We start from the raw sequence: 19,483 nt of genomic DNA, 5'->3' as shown, positions 1-19,483 counted from the left end.
TGGGTGTCGACACTGGACGCATGTTCCACCCACAGGAGTCGACCATGCAGACCCAACTCAAGATGCTGTGCCTGGGCAGCTTGCTGGCCTTTTCCACCGTTGCTTCGGCGCAGACCTACGGGCCGAGCGACGAAGGCCGCCGCTTCAACGACGGCAGCAAGGTGGTGTGCAAAAACGTGGAAGTCCAGCGCAACAGTAAGGACCCGAACCGCATTGCGGGTACCGCGATTGGTGCCGTGGCCGGTGGTCTTCTGGGTAACCAGGTAGGCGGTGGTAACGGCAAGAAGGTGGCTACCGTGGCCGGTGCGGTCGCTGGTGGTGCAGCGGGCCGGCACATCCAAGGCAACCAGCAGTCCAAAAATGGTGACCGGGTGGTGGAGCGCCGGTGTGAGCGGCGTTACCCGTAAGGTTTGAACCCGAACGGCCGGCGAAAAAGCCGGCCGTTTTTCATCGCGTCGGCGGATTGCCCGCGATCGTACGCGCGCCGGTGATGATCATGCGCAACATCTGCGAGAGCTGATCAATCAGCTCGGGGTCCTTCTCCGGTGGCTGATCCAGCGCGCTGCCGCCCATGGCGAACACCAGCCGGGTGATGGCTTTGGCGACCAGATGCGGTTCGTGCAGGACCGCGCCATTGTCAGCGGCGGCCAGACGGATCAGGTCCACGCACAATTCTTCTTCGAAATAATTCAGTTCGCGCTCGACCGCGTGCTTGAACGCGTCCGAGCCGGCGCTGCCTTCGCGCAGCATCACGTGCAGCAGGCGGTCGTCGGCGCGCAGCTGTTCAAAGAACGTCTCCACCGAGACCCGGATCACGCTGCGGTCGGACGAGGCCGCGCGCTGGCGGGCCTGGCCGATGATGGTGCGCAGCGAGCGCCCGGCCAGGTCGATCAGCGCCACGGTCAGCTCGTCCATGTCGCGGAACTGGCGATAGAACGAATTCGGGGCGATGCCGGCCTCGCGGGCGACCTCGCGCAGGCTGAGCGTGGAGACACTGCGGTGTGGGCCGATCAGGGCCAGCGCAGCGGCCAGCAGGTCGTCACGGGAGATAGCCCCCTTGCGCGCCGGGTGTGTCTCATCCACCGCTGATACGGCAAGGTCGGTGGCAGTCAGGGAAGGCTGGGCGGTCATCAGATGAATCATAGCCTGTCCGGGTAATATACAAGTGTATACACACCTGTATGCTCGGCCGTATAGTGGCGGCATGAACGCTCGAGTCCGTCCTGCTGTCCGTCGCCGCAACCCCTTGCTGCCCCGCAACTGGGTGTCGGAAGAACTGTTCGATTTCTGGGCGGGGCAGGTGCACCCGCTGTGGACCCTGCGTCGTGCGCGCGCCCGGCTGGTGTCCCGCGAGACGGCCAGTGCCGATGCGGTGACCCTGGTGCTGCGCCCGAACCGCCACTTCAAGGGCCTGCTGCCGGGTCAGCACGTGAATCTGGGGGTGGAAGTGGATGGCCGTCGGCTCAGCCGAAGCTACAGTCCCACCCGGCTGGACGACGGCACCCTGGCGATCACGGTGAAGACCGTGGTCGGGGGCGCGGTCAGCCAGCATCTGGCCCAGGCCGCGCAGCCCGGCGATGTGTTCGAGCTGGGCGTGGCCTTCGGCGAGATGACCTTGTCCGCGCTGCCTGCGGCACCGCTGGTCCTGCTGGCCGCTGGCAGCGGCATCACCCCGATGCGCGCGCTGCTGCGCCAACTGCAGGCCGCTGGCATGCCGGGCCGTGTGGAGCTGGTGTACTGGGCGCAGACCCGCGACGCGCTGTGCTTTGTGGAGGAGTTCAACGCTCTGGCCGCGCGCCATCCGAACCTGCGCGTGCACCTGGCGCTGACCCGCGATCCGCTGAACCCGGCTGTGCGGGTAGGCGATTACAACTTCAGTGCGCTGGGCGATCTGAGCGCTGCACAGGTCATGGCCTGTGGTCCGGCCGGTTTTGTGGAAAGCGCGCGTACCCGCCTGCAGGCGCAGGTGGCCAGCTTCCAGGCCGAAGCCTTCAGCCCGCCGGCGGCCAGTGAAGTGGCTGCTGAAACCGGCACCGTGCAGGTCGAACTGCGTCGCAGTGGCCGCACCCTGGAACTGTCCCGTGGCACTCCACTGTTGACTGCGCTGGAAGCCGAAGGGCTGCGTCCGGCCAGCGGCTGCCGCATGGGTATCTGCAATACCTGTGTCTGCGGCAAGGTCAGCGGGGTCACCCGCAACACCCTGACCGGTGAACACGCGGCCGAACCGGCCACGCAAGTACGGCTGTGCGTGAACAGCGCCAGCACCGATCTGATTCTGGAGCTTTGAGCATGTCTTCCGTGCAAATCCGCGTGTTGTCGGCCACTGAACTGCAGACCTTCGGCGAGGAACTGGACGCGCTGCGTGCGCGCCATGTCGCCACCCTGGGTGCTGCCGATGCGCGCTACATCCGCCGCGTGGTGGCGGGCGTGCGCTGGACCGGCGTGGCCGGTCGCGCGCTGCTGTTCCTCGGTGCGTTCGTGCACAGCGTGCTGATTCCGGCGTGGATTGCCGGCGTGGCGCTGCTGGCCATCTCCAAGATTCTGGAAAACATGGAGCTGGCGCACAACGTCATCCACGGCCAGTACGACTGGATGGGCGATGCGCAGCTGCAGGGCAACACCTATGAGTGGGACATCGTCGGCACTGCTGACAACTGGCGCAAAACCCACAACTTCCGCCACCACACCTATACCAACGTGCGTGGGCTGGATGACGACATCGGCTACGGCCTGCTGCGCATCTTCCCGGAACAGCGCTGGCGTCCGTTCTACCTGATGCAGCCGTTCATCGCGGTGGTGTTCGCGCTGCTGTTCGAGTGGGGCATCGCCATCCAGGACCTGAAGATCGGCCGTCTGCTGGCCGGCAAGATGACCTTCAAGCAGCTGCTGCGGCAGGCGCGCCCGGTGGGCCGCAAGGTCGGCAAGCAGGTGTTCAAGGATTACATCCTGTTCCCGGCGTTGGCCGGCCCGTTCTTCCTGCCGGTGCTGCTGGGCAACGTGGTGGCCAACCTGATCCGCAACGTGTGGACCTATGTGGTGATCTTCTGCGGTCACTTCACCGCCGATGCGGAGACCTTCCCGAAGGAATGCGTGCGCGATGAAACGCGCGGCCACTGGTACCTGCGCCAGCTGCGCGGTTCGTCGAACATTGCCGGCGGCAAGGTGATGAACCTGATGACCGGCAACCTGAGCCACCAGATCGAGCACCACTTCTATCCGGACGTGCCGGCCAACCGTTACGCCGCCATTGCGGTGGAAGTGCGGGAGATCTGCCAGCGGTATGGGCAGCACTACAACACCGGCTCGCTGCCGAAGCAGTTCGGGCAGGTGGTGTGGCGCATTCTGCGGCATTCGCTGCCGAGCCGGCCGCGGGTGGTGGTAGTGCCGGAGCGTACGCCGGTGCCGTCGACGCCGTAAGGTGTGATGTGGGGCGGTGGGATGACGCGCATCGTGCGGGGAACGACGTAGAGCGGGGCTTGCCCCGCTGCTGTTTGCGCGGTCGTTCCAGCGGGGCAAGCCCCGCTCTACAGGGAAAACTCCCATTGCAGGCGCCAGGTGGGCGTGATGCGGCGTTCGCGCTGCAGCGTCTGTGTCCCGGTATCGTCCGAAAGACGCTGACCCGAAGTCGTATCCGGATGCAGCAGGTTCCCCACGCTGAACCGCACTTTATTGCGTGGTCCGAAAGCGCGAACAACATACACATCCAGCTCGCGATTCCACCCTTCCAGATCGGTCTGCCAGGTACTCACCCGGGTGGCATCGCCGCTGCGCCACGTGTAGCTGGCCCCGGTACTCCAGCGTGGATCGATCCGATAATCCGCGCCCAGTGAACCCGTGAAACGCAGTTGCCCGTCCAGCCGGTTGTCGGGTCCGGGCACCTCATCCACCCGCGATGCGTTGTAGGTGGCATTCGCACGCAGCGTGATATCCGGCGCGTCCGCGATCACTGCGTCCAACGGTGCTTTCGCATCCATCTCCACGCCCCAGCTGCGCGCAGAACCCCCGTTGCGAGGCGTTGCCACCCAGCGCCCATTGCGCAATGTCGTGTCGGTCAGGACCACATCGCGGATCCTCCGGGCGTAACCGCCGATGCTCCACTGCACGCCGTCCTTTCGTTGCACCTCGTAGGCAAGGTCAACGCCACTGGCCAGTTCGGGCCGCAGTGCCGGATTTCCCTGTTCGTCAGGATTCAATGGTCGGTTATTGGTCGAGGTGTACGGGCGTGGAATCAGCGAACCCAGCGTCGGCGACTTGTAGGTGCGCGTGAGTGCCAGGCGCAGTTGACGATCACCTTTGCCAGGCAGCTTCCAGCGCGATTGCAGAATGGGGGAGAGCACACTGTCGGTTTGCCGGATTGAATCGAAACCACTGCCGCTGCTGCGCGTGCTGATGTGCTCCCAGCGCGTGCCCAGGTACAGCGACCAGCGTGGGGAAATCTCGATGTCGTCCTGCGCATACACCGCCAGGCGGTCGACCTGGGCGTCAAAGGAAAGGTCGCTGATGCTGCCGGGAAGGCCCGCGATCGGGCGCAACAGCTGGACCCGTTCCTCGTCGCGCTGGTCAAGACTGGCTTCCCAGCCCAGCTGCAGCGTGTGCCGGCCACGCGAGGGCAGTGCCCACTTGCCGGTGCTGTTGGCGTTGCGGACGTTCAGGCGCGCGTCGGTGTGGTCGTCCAGGTTCTGCTGGCCTTGCGCGTCCTGGCCCTGTTCGCGATAACGGTAGCGTTCGTGGTTGCCCCCCAGCGCCAGTTTGCTGCTGAAGCTGCCGCCGGCGTCCAGCGCATGCGTCCACTCCGCACTGCCGTTGGCCTGTATCAGATCGATCCTGGTCTGCTGCTGGTACTGGGTGTGCAGCAGCGGCTCGCCCAGTTGCGTGTCCCAGTCGATGTCGATATGGCGCTGGAAGCGGCTGGCATCGATGTAGGCCTGCAGGGCCAGTGTATCGGTGTTGTCGAAGGTAAGCTCAAGACTGGGAGTGACCACCAGCGCTTCCCGGGTGCCACTGGCGCGGAGTGCGCTCTGGCGGAGCGCTGTGGGCTGACCTGTGGCGTCAATCACGGTTTCGGTGGCAACTTCCTCCACCAGAAACGCACGGCGGGTGGCGGTGGTAGTGATCGTGTGGCTGTGGCCGTCGCTGCGACGGCTGCGCTGCCAGGACACGGACGGTGTGCTGCGGCCGTTGTTCACGCTCCAGTTCGCGGTAACCGTGTCGGTATCACGTTCGGCCCCGGACACCAGCACGATGTTCAGGGTGCCGGCGATGGCTTCGCCGCGCACGTCGGCAGTGGGAGCGCGCAGAATCTCCACCTTCTCCACCATGTCCGGGCTCAGCGAATCCAGATCGAAGCCCAGCGGTGCTTTCTGCCCGTTGATCAGAATCTGCGTGTATCCGTTGCCCAGCCCGCGCAGCGTGATGCCCCCTGGACGGCCGGGCGCTCCGGGCACCACGCTGACGCCGGGCAACCGTTTGAGCGCATCCAGCAGGGCCGTGTCGCCATACTGGCGCAGCGCGCCGGCATCAAACACGATGCGGGTGGCACCGTCATCGCGACGCGCGTCGTAGCGTTCGACCTGCACCTGCACGGTGTCCAGTTCGGTCGCGGGCGGCGATTGAGCGGCGGCAGGTGCGGCCAGCAACGCGGGCAACACCAGCAGGGCGGGACAACGTGCAGGCATGCAACAACCTCCTGTGCAGATCAGGAAAATGAATGACGTAGAGCGGGGCTTGCCCCGCTGCAGGTAACGGCCCCCGTAGAGCGGGGCTTGCCCCGCTGTCGCGCTCCCCGCTACTGCAGGTGCTTCAGCGGATCCACCCGCTCACCGTTGAACAGCAGCTCCCAGTGCAGATGCGGCCCGGTCACGCGCCCGCTGCGTCCACTGCGTGCAACCAGATCACCGCGGCGCACGCGCTGGCCAGGTTTCAGCCCGGTACTGTCCAGGTGCGCGAACAGACTCTGCCAACCGTTGCCATGATCAATCACGACCACCGTGCCGTATTGATCGCCCTCGGGGTAATTCGGTGTGGCAGCCAACACCACGCCATCCGCCGGTGCCATCACGGGCGTACCCACGCGTGCGGCAAAGTCGGTGCCACGATGCGCGCGCTGACGGATGCCGTCGTTGTCGCCGAAGTGGCTGTTGATGCGCACCCGCGCCAGCGGTGCACTGAACCGTTGCTCCGCTGCCACCAGGTGAGCGATCGATGCCGGTGCCATCGCCACGCTCATGCTGCTGAGCGTGGTCAACGGAGGCAGCGGAGCCGGTGACAGCGCGGCCGCCTGTACCACCGTCATGACGGCACCACTGACCAGCAGCGCAGCGAGCACGGCGACACGGCCTGGCCAAGAGGTGCGTAGCGCGCTGCCACCGCGCAGCATGTGCTGGATGCGCAACTGGTGGCCGGCCATGTCGCGGTGGGTCAGTGCGGTTACCGGGCCGGGCGCGCTGCCGTGTCCGGCCAGGCGCAGTGCGCCCAGGTAGGCGACGGCAAAGCTGCGGCCGGCGACGGCGTCGCCGGCCAGCGCCATGGCATCGCAGCGCAGTTCGGCGGCCATCTGCACACGAGCAGCGATACGCCGCACGAAGGGGTTGAACCACAACAGCGCGCCCACCATCGCCATCAAGCCGGCGCGTTGCGGATCGCCACGCTCCAGGTGCGCGGCTTCATGCCGCAGCACCAGGCGTAGCTGAAGGTCGCTGAAGTGGTGCAACGCACTTTCGGGCAGCACGATGGTCGGTCGCGGCCAGCGCACGGCGAACGGGGTCATCGCGTGTGAAGTAAGGCGGATTGAAATGCCCTGCGCGCGAAGGGCGAGCACCTGCTGCGCGCTTGCTGGGCCTGGCCAGTTGGACGCGTCCAAGATCTCCGATGCGTCGCGCACCACCCGGTACGCGGTCCAGCTTCCGGCGAGCAGGCGCAACAGCGCCAGTGCCGAACCCAGCAGCCAGGCTGTCATCAGCACGTCCCCCAGTGAGGGCCAGCCCTGCCCAGGCGAGACGACTGCGTCGAGGGTCGTCGCGGGGTTGTCCAACGCCAGCGGAAGGGGCAGCGCAACCGGCAGTGCCGCCAGCGGGGCCGGGGCCCAGCCTGCCAGCAGCACCGACAGCAGGGGGGGAAGCACCGCCAGACACCACGCCGCGAACCACACGGCCGGGGTAGACACCGTCTGCGGCCACAGCCGCTGCACCATGCGGCCCAGGGCCAGTGCAAGCGCGGCGCTGGCCACGCTGCCCAGCGCCAACAGCATCCACGTGTGCAGGGACAGGGCACTCATGGCGCGTCTTCCGGGTCACGCGCGTGCAGCAACGCCTCCAGTTGCTTCAGTTCCTGTTCGCTCAACAGGCGGCTGTCGGCGAAGGCCTGCACCGGCAACGCGCCGTCGAGTTCCAGCACGCGGCGGGCGAAATCCGCGCTCAAGGCCGCCAGCGTGGCGACCTTGCCGACCTGGGCGCGGTAGACATTCAGGCCGTGTTCGTTGGTTTCCGTCACCAGACCCTTGTCGACCATGCGTTCCAGCGTCTTGCGCGTGGAGGAGTAGGACCAGTCCAGGCTGGCGGCAATGCCGTTGTGCAGTTCGCGGGCACTGCAGGCGTCCAGCCGCCACAGGCACTTGAGCAGTTCCAGCTCGGCGTTGGAGGGGGTGGGGGGACGGACCATGGCGGGAGCCTGATGGATGTGGTGTCGCAAGCATGCGACATATGTCGCATGAAGCGCAACCCCTGGTATCAGGCTGATCCGGGAACGCCGACATACATCAATCCGAGGTACCGATCACCCCTTCGGCCAACGGCACGCGTGAGCCATCCAGCAAGCCGCGGCTGAGCACGCCGTCCTCGATGAACAGCAGTTCGCCGTTCTCGCCGTTCTTGATGCTGCCGTCGATCGCGATGATGCGGTCACCATGGAACGTGCTCACGTGCGGCATCGAGGTGTGTCCGACCACAATCCGCTTCAGCGCCAGCTGTTTCAGCAGGGCATCCACCTGCGCGGTGTCCATGCGTCCATCGAAGTAGCCGCGGTACCAGATCGGACTGGTCTTGCCATCAAACAGGCGCGCGCTGTCCGGCGCGGCTTTGACCTGCTCGCGCGGCACGCCAAGCGAGGCCTGGTACAGCGCATTGGTGGCTTCCAGCGCCTGCACCAGATCGACATTCTCAGCCGCGATGCCGCCGTGCAGGAACAGGGTGTCGCCGATCTGCAGCAAGGCCGGGCGGGTGCGCAGCCATTGGCCGATCACCGAATCGGTGGCATACAACCCCGGATAGGTGCGGCCGAGCAGGCGTGCGCTCTTGAGATACTTGGGATTGACGTAGCGCAGGTCGCGGTACAGCACCATGGTCTCGTGGTTGCCCAGCACGAAGTGCACCGCGCCGCCGGCATCGGCCGCCTGCTGCTGCAGGCTGTACAACAACCAGAAGGCTTCAGTGACCTGCGGCCCGCGATCAAAAACATCGCCCGCCACCACGAGGGTGGCGGTACCCAGCGACCAGTGGTCCTGGTCGTCAATCACGTGATGTGCGCGCAGCAGTTGCACCAGCAGGCCATACTGGCCATGGATGTCGGACAGCGCCACGATGCGTGGCACTGCCGGCAATCGTGCGGGCGCAGGGGAGATCAGTGGCCTGATGTCCAGCGCATGCGGATAGCCGCATTCGGGCAATACCACCGTGGTGCGGCCATGCGCAGGCAGATCCCGCCGCACCACATGGTCATCGCACACCCACTGTGCCTGATGGCCGTCGCCGGTCAGAAACACATAGGGGCCGTCCGCATCAACGTGTTCGGCCGGGGCGGCGACCTCACGGGCGGACGTGGCGAACCCGGCCGCGAGTAACAGAGCAGCGGCCAATACCGGGCGCAACGTCATGGGCAGTTCCAACAGCAAAGAAGGCCATCTTACGTAGTCACACGCCATGCGTGTCAACGTACCCCAGGACTGCCCGAACCACCCACGACGCCACGTCCGCTACGGTCAGAAGTTCGCGCGCAGATTGAACAACACCCGCCGCGGCTCACCCCAGTACCCGGAATTGAAGAAGCCCACATTCCGGTAGTACACCTTGTCGAACACATTGGTCACGGTCACGCCCACGCTCATGTGGTCATTGATCCGGTAACGCCCCATCAGATCAAACAGCATGTAGCCACCCTGGCGCATCTTGCCGGTGGCGGTGACCGGCGCACCGGCCGCGGTGTAGCGACCGGTGGGAATCGGCTGCAGCTGGTAGATCTCACTCTGCACAGTGAAGCCGCCGCCAACCATCCAGTCACCGCGCCGATACGTGGTGTTGAAGCGCGCCAGCTGCATCGGGCTGGTGCTGGCGAAGCGGCTGCCATCCGGGTTGGTGCTGTAGGCGTAGGTGTAACCGCCGGTCATGCTCCAGTTATCGGTGATCGAACCGGACACCTCGAACTCGGCACCGTTGGTCTCGATGCCCTTGCTGGCAATGTAGGGCACGCCGCCGTCCGGCAGGATCACGTCGGCCCCGGCCGGGTCACGTGTGGCCACGTTGTCCTGCTTCATATAGAAGCCGTTGAGCGAGCCGTACAGGCGGCCACCGAAGAACTCGCCCTTGAAGCCATACTCGTAGTTGCTGCCGGTCACCGGGTCGAGCAGCTGGTTGTTGATGTCACGCAGGGCAGTGGCCTGGAACACGTCCGAATAGCTGGCGAAGGCGGTGATGCTGCTGCTCAGGTCGTACAGAACGCCGAAATACGGTGTGGGCTCGTGCGCGGTGGTGCGTGCGCTGCGACCGGTGAAATTGCCGTTGACGTCGTAGTTGTCGGTGGTGGTGCGGTAGTCCGAATAGCGCACGCCGGCGATCACCTTCAGCGGGTCGATCGGATTCAGGCGTGCGGCCGCGTAGTAGCCGGTTTCGGTGGTGTTCACCGTGCTCGACGGAATGCCGTAGTTGAACGTGGTCGGCTTGCCTATATTGCCGTCCCAGCTGAAGATGCTGGGGAAGGCGGCCACGTTGTAGGGACGCGAGGTGATGCCGGCGCGAATGGTGTCCAGGTCGCGGTCGTAGTGATTCACGCCCACGACCAGCTCGTGCTGGCGGCCGAACAGCTGGAACGGACCGGAGGCATACAGGTCGAAGGCGTCTTCGCGGGTTTCCGACACCGAGTAGGTATCGGCGATGCGCAGGCCCAGGCCGGTGACAGGGTCGGCCCAGTTGCCGGTGTTGGAGCCGGCCAGCAGCAGCGAGTCGGTGTCGGTGGCGCGGTGGTTGTAGGCGATGCGACCACTCCAGCCTGCGCCCAGCTGCTGCTCCAGGGTCAGAAAGTAATTGGTGCTTTCGCGGTTCCATTCATTCCAGCGCGCAGCGGCGCTGTAGGAACGCGGCATGACCGCGCGGCTGCCGTCGCGGAAGTACAGTGGCGAGGCGCTCCAGGCACCACCGTCCGATTCGGTCTTGAGGTAGTCGATGCCGGCACGCAGGCGCGTGCTGTCGGTCAGGTCGGCCTCGATCACGCCGTACAGGCTGGGCGAGGTGTCGTGCTGGAAGCGCACCCAGCTTTCCTTGTCGGTGTACGCCCCGACGAAGCGACCACGCACGCGGCCGCTGGCGGTGAGCGGACCGCCCACATCCACTTCAGCGCGTCGGTAATCCCAGGAGCCTGCACTCAGGCTGGTGCTGGCCTGGAAGGTATCGGTGGGGCGCTTGCGCACCATGTTCACCGTGGCCGACGGATTGCCCGAACCAGTCACCAGGCCGCTGGCCCCGCGCACGATTTCGATGCGCTCGTAGATCGAGGTGTCGCTCAGGATCGAGTTGCCGCCGGCACCGGTGGTGTAGTTGGTGGGCACGCCGTCGAACATGAAGTTGTTGATGGTGAAGCCACGCGCGTTGAACAGCGTGCGGTTGCTGTCGTACGACTGCACGGTGACACCCGGGGTCTGCTGCAGCACCTCGGCGATGGTGATCAGGTTGAAATCCTCGATCCGCTGGCGGGTGAACACGGTCAGCGACTGCGGGGTTTCGCGCAGGGTCAGCGGCAGCTTGGTGGCGGTGTTGGTGCCGTAGACCTGGTAACCCTCGGTGCGCTGGGTGACCAGTACTTTGTCCAGTTCGGTGGTGGTGGGCGCGTTGGCGGCGCTCTGCGCCAGTGCCAGCGAAGGCGCAGCAGCCAGCGCCAGGCACAGCGCCAGGGTGTTCCGGCGCGGTGCGCCGGGCAGGAATTCACGGATCATGGAAACCTCGGGGTAGCAGAAATCAGGAAGCGGAATCGCGCGGGGCGCGGGCGGGCGGAGCGCCTGGCGAAGGACGCGCACGCGGTGCGGTCCGATAGCTGAGCCAAAACAACGGAGGGGCGGCAGCGGCGGCCATCACGCCCAGGCCGGCGATGACGCCGTAGGCGACGCCCCAGCCGACGATGCAGCAGGTGACGGAGGCCAGCACGGCGGCCCATCCCACGGCCCGCAGCCCGCGGCGGCGCTTTGGCGTCGGCAGTGCGCCGAACACATCGCGATGGTGGCGGTCCATCGACAGCGCCAGCGCCGTAAATCCTGCGACGGCCAGCAGCCACGCCACCACGCTCATGCGCCTGCTCCGTCTGCGGCCACCACGGCGGCGCGCGATGCACGGACGCGGCGCGGTGCCGGCACATGGCGATGCACTTTGCGCGCCGCCCATAGCAAGGCCACGCCCAGCAAGCACAGCCCCACGTCGATGCCGGCTTTGGCGCTGTCGCCCTCGGCGACGGCGGTAAACAGCCCGCCCTTCCAGGCCAGCAGATTGAATGCAGGCATCAGCAGCGCCAATGTGCCAGCGACCGCCAGCTGCTCGGCCCATGCACGGCGCGGCGTACGCAGACTGGCATGCAGCAGGCACAGTGCCCATGCCGCAAAGAACACAGTGATTTCCGTCTGCGCACGCCCGCTCAGACTGACCGGCAGCAGCCGGTTACCCCACAGGAAGGCGAGCATCGCCAGCGGCAGGCCGGCAACGAAGCAGATGTTCATGCGTTCCACGAAGCGGAACGCGCGCGGGGGTTGGGACGGATCGGGCAGCTGCTCGTGGCGCTTCACCGTCCACAGCACCAGCCCGGTAGCCACCATCAGGGTGCCGGCCACGCCGGACAGGAAGAACAGCCAGCGCATCAGCGTGGGCGCGAAGCGCGCGGCATGCAGGCCGATCATGCCGTCGCGGGTGAATACTGCCGCCGAGCGCGCGGCGACTGGGCTCAGCAGTGCGCCCTGGGCGTCATAGCGCAGCGCCTCACCGTTGTCGGCAATGCGGTCGCCACTGTCGCGGCGGAAGGTGATGCGCATGGCCGCGTCGCCGGGATGGTCGACCAGCACCGAACCGGCATGGCCATTGCCCCATTGCCGCTGCGCGCTGTCCATCAGCGTTGCCAGCGCCGGCATGACCACGCGTTGCCCCGCAGGCTGCACCTTGGCCTCGCGCGGGAACAGCTCGGCGAAGAACGCGTCGCGGCTGCCAAAATTCGCCTGCACCGCCCACGGCATGTACACCGTCATCAGCGTGATCAGGCCGGTATAGGTGATCATCAGGTGGAACGGCAGCGACAGCACCGCCAGCGCGTTGTGGCCGTCCAGCCAGCTGCGTTGACCCTTGCCGCGGCGGAAGCTGAAAAAGTCGGCAAAGATCTTCTTGTGGGTGATCACGCCGCTGATGATCGCCACCAGCATGAACACCGTGCAGAAGCACACGAACCAGCGTGCCCACAGCACCGGCACGTAGTGCAGGTCGAAGTGCAGGCGATAGAAGAAGTCGCCGCCGCGGGTGTCGCGCGCCTGCACTGGATTGCCTGAGGCATCCAGAGTGGCCTGCCAGGGGTTGGGCTGGCCGCGCTTCGGCTCGGGCGCGTCTTTGGGCTGCCAGCGCACGGTGGTGGCATTGCTGCGGGAACCCGGCAGTTCAATCGACCAGCGTGTGGCGTCAGGCGCGGTACGCGCGAGGAAGCGCTGTGCGTGATCCAGTGCAACGTCAGACGCGGCCGGCAGCCCCAGTTCCGGCTGCATCCATCGGGTGAACTCGTTGCGCCAGTAGCTGGCCGTGCCGGCAATGAAGATCAGGTACAGCACCCAGCCGACGACGAGTCCGGACCAGGTGTGCAGCACCGCCTGTGACTGACGGAATCCCTGGCTCATGCGAACCCCAGCGCGTGCAGCGCGGCGGGCGCAACGCCGAGGGCGATCGCCGCGGTCAATCCAATGACCGCGCGTGGGGTGCTGCGCGCGGCATACGTCCAGATCGCGGCGAGCGCGTAGACCACGAAGGAGGCCATGGTGGCGACGAGCGCGGCGTCAGCGGGACTGCCCGGCAGCAGGCGGGCCAGGCCGTCGGCCCAGGCCGCCGCCACCGCATAGCCACCGATCAGCGCCAGCAGCCCACGCGCCCACAGCTGGGCATTGCCGTTGCGGCGAGGGAAGGAGCGCCGGGCAGGCGATACGGGAGGCGGGGCGGAGGACATCACGGATGTCGTTGAGAACGGCGTGGCAATTGCGACTCACTATTATTTGAGATCGTCGCAAGGGGCGTATCCCCCGTTTGGGGGATGCCTGAACCTACGGTCGTAGCTTGACAGGTCGTAGAGCGGGGCTTGCCCCGCTGCTTTTCGCGGCGAACGTCCAGCGGGGCAAGCCCCGCTCTACGGGCCGACCGCAATGTCCAGCGGGGCAAGCCCCGCTCTACGGTCAGGCCGCAATGTCCAGCGGGGCAAGCCCCGCTCTTCGGGGCCGCCGCAACGCTCAGCGCCGGTGCTGCATGCGTCGATCGGGAGCCGGCGGCAGATCGTCGCTGGCCAGCACCACCCGGTTGCGGCCGCGCTTCTTGGCCTCGTACATGGCGGCATCGGCACGCGCCATCAGATGCTCGAAATCCGGGTGCTCATCGTGTGCGGCCACGCCGATGCTGGCGGTCAGCGCCAGTTCCTGCCCGCTGGGCAGGGTCAGCGGGCTGCGCGCGATGTGTCCGCGCAGGTTCTCGGCAATCGACACCGCCTGGTCCACCGTGGCCGCCACCAGCACGATCACGAACTCCTCGCCGCCGTAGCGGAACAGGTAGTCACTGCCACGGGTGAACTGGCTGAGCAGCCCGGCCACGTGCTGCAGGGCGCGGTCGCCACCGTCGTGGCCGTGTGTGTCGTTGATCACCTTGAAGTGGTCCAGGTCCAGCAGCAGTACCGCGAACGGTGTATGCGAACTGCTCGCCAGTTCGATCTCCCGACGCAGCACGGTGGGCAGGAAGCGGCGGTTGAGCAGGTGAGTGAGGGCGTCGCTGCCGGCGTCCAGTTCGCCCACCCGCTCGAACAGCATGCCGAGCAGGGTGCGGATCTGCTCCAGCTTCTTGCGGATGTGCAGCAGGGCGCGCATGCGGGTGCGGAAATCGGTATGGGTCAGCGCATCCGGCAGGCGCGCGTCGATGCGCTTGATCAACGCGTCGATCTGCTGGGTTTCGCTGCTTTCGCCGAAGCTGGGACGGCCCTTGTGGGTGAACCACAGGCCAAATTCCGACTCGGCCAGCCACGCCCCTTCCGTCTCGGCACGCTGGCTGGCCATGGCATAAAGCAGGCCGTTTTCCCAGTCCAGCAGCAATGCACGCTGGCGCTCGCGTTCGGTGCTGACATTCTGTACCAGCGAGAAAAGGCGATAGGCCGAATCGGTGCGCGCGGAGCGCTCGCGTGCATGCGCATAGGCCAGGGTCATGCCTTCCATGGCGATGTCGATCACCGCGCTGAGCGCGTTGATCGCGCGGAAGGCAATGTCGGCGCTGGAAGCGCGCCCCTGCAGTTCGGCGAACAGGTGCCGCTTCAGCACGCGGGCACCGCGCGTCACCAGATCCACCGGGATGCCGACGCGGGCGTGGACGTCGCCGATGACCCGCTGCGCACCCACACTGGCGGGCACAGAGGCCGGAATCGTCACCAGCAGTTGCTGCAGCCAGCGCTGCATCGAGGCTTGCAGATGCTGACGGACCTGATCGTGTGAGAGATAGCGCGCGGCGCGCGGATCTTCCAGCAGCACCACATAGAAGTTTTCCGCCAGCGCGGGAGCCACTTCAGGGGCCATCTCCTGCATCAGTGTCATCGCCTCCGCGCCGGCTTCCTGCAGGCTGAGCTGCCAGGCGGCGATCAACGCCTGGCTGGCGCGGTCCATCGATATCGTGTGCACGGAACTGTGACCTATGACTCAAAACATCAGTATCGGTGGCTGACCGCAAAGATGTAGGCGAAGTTGTCGCACCTGCGACGATTGGTCGCGCCCAGGAGCGTCATTTCTGGAATGTTATAAACACCGTAATAGTCTCCTCACGCCCGGCCGCGCTAGCCTGTAGCCCTTGCACAGGAGCTGTTGCCATGGGTCACGACCACGATCATCTGCCCAGCGAAATCCGCCACGAGAAGCCGTTGTGGTGGGCGCTGGGCCTGACCAGCGCGTTCCTGCTGGTGGAGGTGGTGGGGGCGTTCTGGACCAACAGCCTGGCGCTGCTGTCCGACGCGGCGCACATGGCCACCGATACCCTGGCGCTGATGATCGCGCTGGTGGCGGTGCGGTTGAGCCGGCGGCCACCGGACGCACGCCGCACCTACGGCTACGCGCGGCTGGAAGCGCTGGGCGCGATGATCAACGGCGCGCTGCTGTTCGTGGTGGCCGCGTACATTCTGTGGGAAGCCATCGCGCGCTTCCGCCAGCCGGTGGAGATCGCCTCCACCGGCATGCTGGTGATCGCTGCCTTCGGGCTGGCGATCAACCTGATCTCGATGCGCCTGCTGCGCGCGGGCAGCGGCGAGAGCCTCAATGTGAAAGGGGCTTATCTGGAAGTGTGGGCCGACATGCTCGGCTCGGTGGCGGTCATTCTGGGCGCGCTGCTGATCCGCTGGACCGGCTGGAAGGTGATCGATCCCATTCTGGCGGTGCTGATCGGCCTGTGGGTGTTGCCGCGCACCTGGGTGCTGATGCGTGAAGCCATCAACGTGCTGCTGGAAGGCGTGCCCAAGGGCATCCAGGTCGATGCCGTACGCGCACGGTTGTGCGCGCACCCGGACGTGCGCGACGTGCACGACCTGCACGTATGGGCGCTGGCCTCCAGCACCCCGGCGCTGACCGCACACGTGGTGATGGCCGATGGTGTGGACGCCGACGCCCTGCGTCGCCAGCTGGGCAGCGCGCTGCATGAAGACTTCGGCATCGACCACGTGACCCTGCAGGTGGAGGTGGACCACTGTGGAGATGACTGCGCCGACGGCAAGCCGACGGTCAGCCACGGGCACGATCACGGGCACGATCATGGGCATGGCCATGACCATGCCGGCCATGCCCACGAGCATGGCTCCACCCGGCGCGGCCCGGACGCCCAGGGCCACCATGGCCACCCGCACGCCTGAGCGGGGCAGGGGGCAGGGTTGCCGCTACAATGGCGGTCTGCCTTGCCACCTGTTGGAGAAACTGCAGTGACCCGGAAACTCGTACTGTTGCGCCACGGCCAGAGCCAGTGGAACCTGGACAACCGCTTCACCGGCTGGGTGGACGTGGAACTGACCGAGCAGGGCCGCCGTGAGGCCGCTGCCGCCGGCAAGCTGATGCGCGAAGAGGGCCTGCAGTTCGACGTGGCCCACACCTCGGTGCTCAAGCGCGCCATCCACACCCTGCAGGGGGCCCTGGCCGAGCTGGACCAGGACTGGCTGCCGGTGAGCAAGAGCTGGCGTCTGAACGAACGTCACTACGGTGGCCTGCAGGGCCTGGACAAGGCCGAAACCGCCGCCAAGCACGGCGAGGACCAGGTCAAGATCTGGCGCCGTTCCTACGACATTCCGCCGCCGCCGATGGACCTGGAAGACCCGGGCCACCCGATCCACGACCGTCGTTACGCCGGCCTGGACCGCAACGCGCTGCCGGGCACCGAATCGCTGGCCACCACGCTGGAGCGCGTGCTGCCGTACTGGTTCGATTCGATCGCGCCGCAGCTCAAGGACGGCAAGACCGTGCTGGTCACCGCACACGGCAACTCGCTGCGCGCGCTGTACAAGTACCTCAACAACGTCTCGCAGGAAGCCATCCTGGAACTGAACATCCCGACCGGCATTCCGCTGCTGTTTGAATTGAATGACGACCTCAGCGTGCAGTCGTTCCGCTACCTGGGCGACCCGGAAGCGGCGCGCAAGGCAGCTGAGGCCGTGGCAAATCAGGGTAAGGCCAGGTAACCCTCCCGGTCCCCCGTAGAGCCACGCCCTGCGTGGCTGCGCGGTGCCAAACGCAGTCGCAGCCACGCAGGGCGTGGCTCTACGGGGCGGTGTGACCTTTGGCCGGTCCGCCCCGCGCACCACCCGCGCTACGCTGTGAGATTGCCCGCTCTGCGGGCAATGCTTCCAACTGCAGCCGGAGTGACGCATGACCTTTACCAAGCTGGCCCCGCTGGGCCTGACCGTTGCCATTGCCGCCTCGCTTGCCGCCTGCGGCAAGACCGACGCCCCTGCCGCCGACGCCACCCCGGCCAAGGCCGCGTTTGATCAGTCGCAGATCAAAACCCCGCTGATCTCGCTCAACAGCGCCGACCTCGACCCCGCCATTGCTGCCTGTACCGACCTCAACGGGTACGTCAACAGCAAGTGGCTGAAGGCCAACCCGGTGCCGAACGACCAGACCACCTGGGGCAGCTTCGAGATCCTGCGCGAGCGCTCGCTGGAAGTGCAGCACGCACTGGTGCAGCAGGCCGCCGCCAGCCAGGCCAAGGCCGGCAGCGTTGAAGCCAAGATCGGTGACATCTGGAAGACCGGTTCGGACGAAGCCAAGATCGAAGCCGCCGGCATCACCCCGCTGCAGCCGCAGCTGGACAAGATCGCCGCGCTGAACGACACCGCCGCCATCACCCAGTACCTGCGCGACACCCAGGCCCAGGGCCAGGGCGTGCTGTTCTCGTTGTCCGCCAATGCCGACTACAAGGATTCGGCCAACGTCATTGCTTACGTCGGCCAGGGCGGCCTCGGTCTGCCCGAGAAGGGCTATTACTTCGACGACGCCCAGGCCAAGATCCGCGACGCCTACGTGGCCTATATCGAGCAGGTGCTGACCCTCTCCGGCGTCGACGCCGCGCAGGCCAAGACCGATGCCAAGGCGGTGATGGACTTTGAAACCCGCCTGGCCAAGGCCTCGCTGAGCCGCATCGAACTGCGCGACCCGGCCAAGCGCTACAACCCGGTCAGCGCCGCCGAAGCCGACAAACTGACCCCGAACTTCAGCTGGACCGCGCTGTTCGACACCCTGAAGGTGCCGGCTGCGCAGAAGTTCTCGCTGGCCCAGCCGGGCTTCTTCAGCGAAGTGGACAAGATGCTCGCCGACGTGCCGGCCAGCACCTGGCAGGCCTACCTGCGCTTCCACACCGTCGATGACGCCGCGCCGTACCTGAGCAGCAACTTCGAGAAGGCCAACTTCGACTTCTACGGCACCACCCTGCGTGGCCAGAAGGAAATGCAGCCGCGCTGGAAGCGCGTGCTCGATTCGGTCAACACCTCGATCGGCGAAGGCCTCGGCCAGCTGTATGTGGATGCCGTGTTCCCGGCCGAATCCAAGGTGCAGATGCAGCACCTGGTGGAAAACCTCTCGGTCGCGCTGAAGGCACGCCTGGAGAAGCTGGAATGGATGGGCGAAGACACCCGCAAGAAGGCGCTGGAGAAGTGGGCCAGCTTCACCCCGAAGATCGGCTACCCGGACAAGTGGCGTGACTGGTCGGGCCTGGAAACCAATGCTGACAGCTACCTGGGCAACATGCAGGCCGCGCGTGCGTTCAACTACCGCTACACCCTCAACAAGATCGGCAAGCCGGTCGACAAGACCGAGTGGGGCATGACCCCGCAGACCGTCAACGCCTACTACAACGCGACCAAGAACGAGATCGTGTTCCCGGCCGCGATCCTGCAGGCACCGTTCTTCGACGCCAAGGCCGACCCGGCGCTGAACTACGGCGGCATCGGCGCGGTGATCGGCCACGAGATGATGCACGGCTACGACGACTCCGGCAGCCAGTTCGCCGCCAACGGCAACTTCGACAACTGGTGGACCGACGCGGATCGCAAGGCCTTCACCGGCCGTACCGACCAGCTGGTCGCGCAGTTCGACGGCTACGAGTCGCTGCCGGGCGTGAACGTCAAGGGCAAGCTGACCCTGGGCGAGAACATCGGCGACCTGGGTGGTTTGACGGTGGCGTACGACGCGCTGCAGATGGCGCTGAAGGAAGACCCGAAGGCCAACGTGGAGGTCGATGGCCACACCCAGGACCAGCGCTTCTTCATGAACTGGGCCACCGTGTGGCGTCGCAACTTCACCGACGGTGAGCTGCGCGTGCGCCTGAACACCGATCCGCATGCGCCGGCCAACTTCCGTGCCAACGGCGCGCCGTCGAACATGCCGTCGTTCGCGGCGGCGTTCGAGTGCAAGGCCGGTGACGCGATGGTGCGTGCCGACGACAAGCGCGTGGTGATCTGGTAATTGAAAGGGCCCGGCAATGCCGGGCCCTTTTTT

The 19,483-nt window shown here is 66.1% G+C and carries 16 protein-coding genes; 6 read left to right on the top strand and 10 right to left on the bottom strand.

Annotation, left to right across the window (positions count from 1 at the left end):
- Positions 1 to 44: 44 nt before the first annotated feature.
- Positions 45 to 407 (top strand): glycine zipper 2TM domain-containing protein, encoded by a 363-nt coding sequence (locus RT551_RS02685; RefSeq protein ID WP_313455560.1) that lies wholly within the window; start codon positions 45 to 47, stop codon positions 405 to 407.
- A gap of 40 nt (positions 408 to 447) precedes the next feature.
- Here the strand turns inward: RT551_RS02685 and fabR are convergent, their stop codons facing one another.
- On the bottom strand, positions 448 to 1,131 hold the full coding sequence (fabR, locus tag RT551_RS02680; protein WP_313455558.1) for an HTH-type transcriptional repressor FabR: 684 nt from the start codon (positions 1,129 to 1,131) through the stop codon (positions 448 to 450).
- Positions 1,132 to 1,204: 73 nt separating this feature from the next.
- Between fabR and RT551_RS02675 the strand changes: the two genes are divergently transcribed.
- Together RT551_RS02675 and RT551_RS02670 are read left to right on the top strand one after the other, a co-directional pair.
- A complete protein-coding gene (locus tag RT551_RS02675; protein WP_313455556.1) occupies positions 1,205 to 2,287 on the top strand; it encodes a ferredoxin reductase in 1,083 nt (360 codons plus the stop codon).
- Positions 2,288 to 2,289: 2 nt separating this feature from the next.
- Positions 2,290 to 3,417, top strand: a complete 1,128-nt coding sequence (locus RT551_RS02670) for an acyl-CoA desaturase (RefSeq protein WP_313455555.1) — start codon at positions 2,290 to 2,292, stop codon at positions 3,415 to 3,417.
- A gap of 107 nt (positions 3,418 to 3,524) precedes the next feature.
- On the opposite strand, the gene RT551_RS02665 is transcribed toward RT551_RS02670, so the two are convergent.
- From RT551_RS02665 to RT551_RS02625, 9 genes are all read right to left on the bottom strand, one after another.
- Positions 3,525 to 5,675, bottom strand: coding sequence for a TonB-dependent receptor (locus RT551_RS02665; RefSeq protein ID WP_313455553.1), 2,151 nt, complete (start codon positions 5,673 to 5,675; stop codon positions 3,525 to 3,527).
- A gap of 110 nt (positions 5,676 to 5,785) precedes the next feature.
- On the bottom strand, positions 5,786 to 7,273 hold the full coding sequence (locus RT551_RS02660; protein ID WP_313455551.1) for a M23/M56 family metallopeptidase: 1,488 nt from the start codon (positions 7,271 to 7,273) through the stop codon (positions 5,786 to 5,788).
- The gene (locus RT551_RS02655) at positions 7,270 to 7,656 is read right to left on the bottom strand and encodes a BlaI/MecI/CopY family transcriptional regulator (RefSeq protein WP_313455549.1); all 387 of its coding nucleotides are present in this window, start codon (positions 7,654 to 7,656) and stop codon (positions 7,270 to 7,272) included. Before RT551_RS02655 ends, RT551_RS02660 begins: the two co-directional genes overlap by 4 nt.
- A gap of 97 nt (positions 7,657 to 7,753) precedes the next feature.
- Positions 7,754 to 8,866, bottom strand: a complete 1,113-nt coding sequence (locus RT551_RS02650) for a metallophosphoesterase (protein WP_313455547.1) — start codon at positions 8,864 to 8,866, stop codon at positions 7,754 to 7,756.
- Between the two features lie 105 nt (positions 8,867 to 8,971).
- Positions 8,972 to 11,194 (bottom strand): TonB-dependent siderophore receptor, encoded by a 2,223-nt coding sequence (locus tag RT551_RS02645; protein WP_313455545.1) that lies wholly within the window; start codon positions 11,192 to 11,194, stop codon positions 8,972 to 8,974.
- 22 nt (positions 11,195 to 11,216) lie between these two features.
- On the bottom strand, positions 11,217 to 11,543 hold the full coding sequence (locus tag RT551_RS02640) for a DUF3325 domain-containing protein (RefSeq protein WP_313455543.1): 327 nt from the start codon (positions 11,541 to 11,543) through the stop codon (positions 11,217 to 11,219).
- A complete protein-coding gene (locus tag RT551_RS02635; RefSeq protein ID WP_313455541.1) occupies positions 11,540 to 13,117 on the bottom strand; it encodes a PepSY-associated TM helix domain-containing protein in 1,578 nt (525 codons plus the stop codon). The genes RT551_RS02640 and RT551_RS02635 overlap by 4 nt, the downstream gene beginning before the upstream one ends.
- Positions 13,114 to 13,440: a hypothetical protein gene (locus RT551_RS02630; RefSeq protein ID WP_313455539.1), complete on the bottom strand. Its 327-nt coding sequence runs from the start codon at positions 13,438 to 13,440 to the stop codon at positions 13,114 to 13,116. Before RT551_RS02630 ends, RT551_RS02635 begins: the two co-directional genes overlap by 4 nt.
- Before the next feature lie 277 nt (positions 13,441 to 13,717).
- On the bottom strand, positions 13,718 to 15,124 hold the full coding sequence (locus RT551_RS02625; protein ID WP_313455537.1) for a GGDEF domain-containing protein: 1,407 nt from the start codon (positions 15,122 to 15,124) through the stop codon (positions 13,718 to 13,720).
- Between the two features lie 200 nt (positions 15,125 to 15,324).
- Here RT551_RS02625 and RT551_RS02620 point away from each other — a divergent pair, with 200 nt between their 5' ends.
- From RT551_RS02620 to RT551_RS02610, 3 genes are all read left to right on the top strand, one after another.
- A complete protein-coding gene (locus RT551_RS02620) occupies positions 15,325 to 16,353 on the top strand; it encodes a cation diffusion facilitator family transporter (RefSeq protein ID WP_313455535.1) in 1,029 nt (342 codons plus the stop codon).
- Positions 16,354 to 16,419: 66 nt separating this feature from the next.
- Positions 16,420 to 17,169, top strand: coding sequence for a 2,3-diphosphoglycerate-dependent phosphoglycerate mutase (gene gpmA / locus RT551_RS02615; RefSeq protein WP_313455533.1), 750 nt, complete (start codon positions 16,420 to 16,422; stop codon positions 17,167 to 17,169).
- Between the two features lie 187 nt (positions 17,170 to 17,356).
- Positions 17,357 to 19,450 carry a M13-type metalloendopeptidase gene (locus tag RT551_RS02610; RefSeq protein ID WP_313455531.1) on the top strand — a complete coding sequence of 698 codons (2,094 nt, stop codon included), beginning with the start codon at positions 17,357 to 17,359 and terminating at the stop codon, positions 19,448 to 19,450.
- Positions 19,451 to 19,483 lie beyond the last annotated feature (33 nt).

It is taken from the genome of Stenotrophomonas sp. (assembly GCF_032103445.1).
In the GTDB taxonomy this organism is placed as follows: domain Bacteria; phylum Pseudomonadota; class Gammaproteobacteria; order Xanthomonadales; family Xanthomonadaceae; genus Stenotrophomonas.
Note: the sequence above shows the minus strand (reverse complement) of the source record. Positions and strands in the feature narration are given on the sequence as shown.

Bases quoted from the DNA above. Each gene is read 5' to 3' on its own strand.
- RT551_RS02645 (WP_313455545.1), bottom strand. From the start codon at position 11,194: ATGATCCGTGAATTCCTGCCCGGCGCACCGCGCCGGAACACCCTGGCG.
- RT551_RS02640 (WP_313455543.1), bottom strand. From the start codon at position 11,543: ATGAGCGTGGTGGCGTGGCTGCTGGCCGTCGCAGGATTTACGGCGCTG.
- RT551_RS02635 (WP_313455541.1), bottom strand. From the start codon at position 13,117: ATGAGCCAGGGATTCCGTCAGTCACAGGCGGTGCTGCACACCTGGTCC.
- RT551_RS02625 (WP_313455537.1), bottom strand. From the start codon at position 15,124: ATGGACCGCGCCAGCCAGGCGTTGATCGCCGCCTGGCAGCTCAGCCTG.
- fabR (WP_313455558.1), bottom strand. From the start codon at position 1,131: ATGACCGCCCAGCCTTCCCTGACTGCCACCGACCTTGCCGTATCAGCG.
- RT551_RS02610 (WP_313455531.1), top strand. From the start codon at position 17,357: ATGACCTTTACCAAGCTGGCCCCGCTGGGCCTGACCGTTGCCATTGCC.
- RT551_RS02620 (WP_313455535.1), top strand. From the start codon at position 15,325: ATGGGTCACGACCACGATCATCTGCCCAGCGAAATCCGCCACGAGAAG.
- RT551_RS02670 (WP_313455555.1), top strand. From the start codon at position 2,290: ATGTCTTCCGTGCAAATCCGCGTGTTGTCGGCCACTGAACTGCAGACC.
- RT551_RS02660 (WP_313455551.1), bottom strand. From the start codon at position 7,273: ATGAGTGCCCTGTCCCTGCACACGTGGATGCTGTTGGCGCTGGGCAGC.
- RT551_RS02665 (WP_313455553.1), bottom strand. From the start codon at position 5,675: ATGCCTGCACGTTGTCCCGCCCTGCTGGTGTTGCCCGCGTTGCTGGCC.
- RT551_RS02655 (WP_313455549.1), bottom strand. From the start codon at position 7,656: ATGGTCCGTCCCCCCACCCCCTCCAACGCCGAGCTGGAACTGCTCAAG.
- RT551_RS02630 (WP_313455539.1), bottom strand. From the start codon at position 13,440: ATGTCCTCCGCCCCGCCTCCCGTATCGCCTGCCCGGCGCTCCTTCCCT.
- RT551_RS02685 (WP_313455560.1), top strand. From the start codon at position 45: ATGCAGACCCAACTCAAGATGCTGTGCCTGGGCAGCTTGCTGGCCTTT.
- RT551_RS02675 (WP_313455556.1), top strand. From the start codon at position 1,205: ATGAACGCTCGAGTCCGTCCTGCTGTCCGTCGCCGCAACCCCTTGCTG.
- RT551_RS02650 (WP_313455547.1), bottom strand. From the start codon at position 8,866: ATGACGTTGCGCCCGGTATTGGCCGCTGCTCTGTTACTCGCGGCCGGG.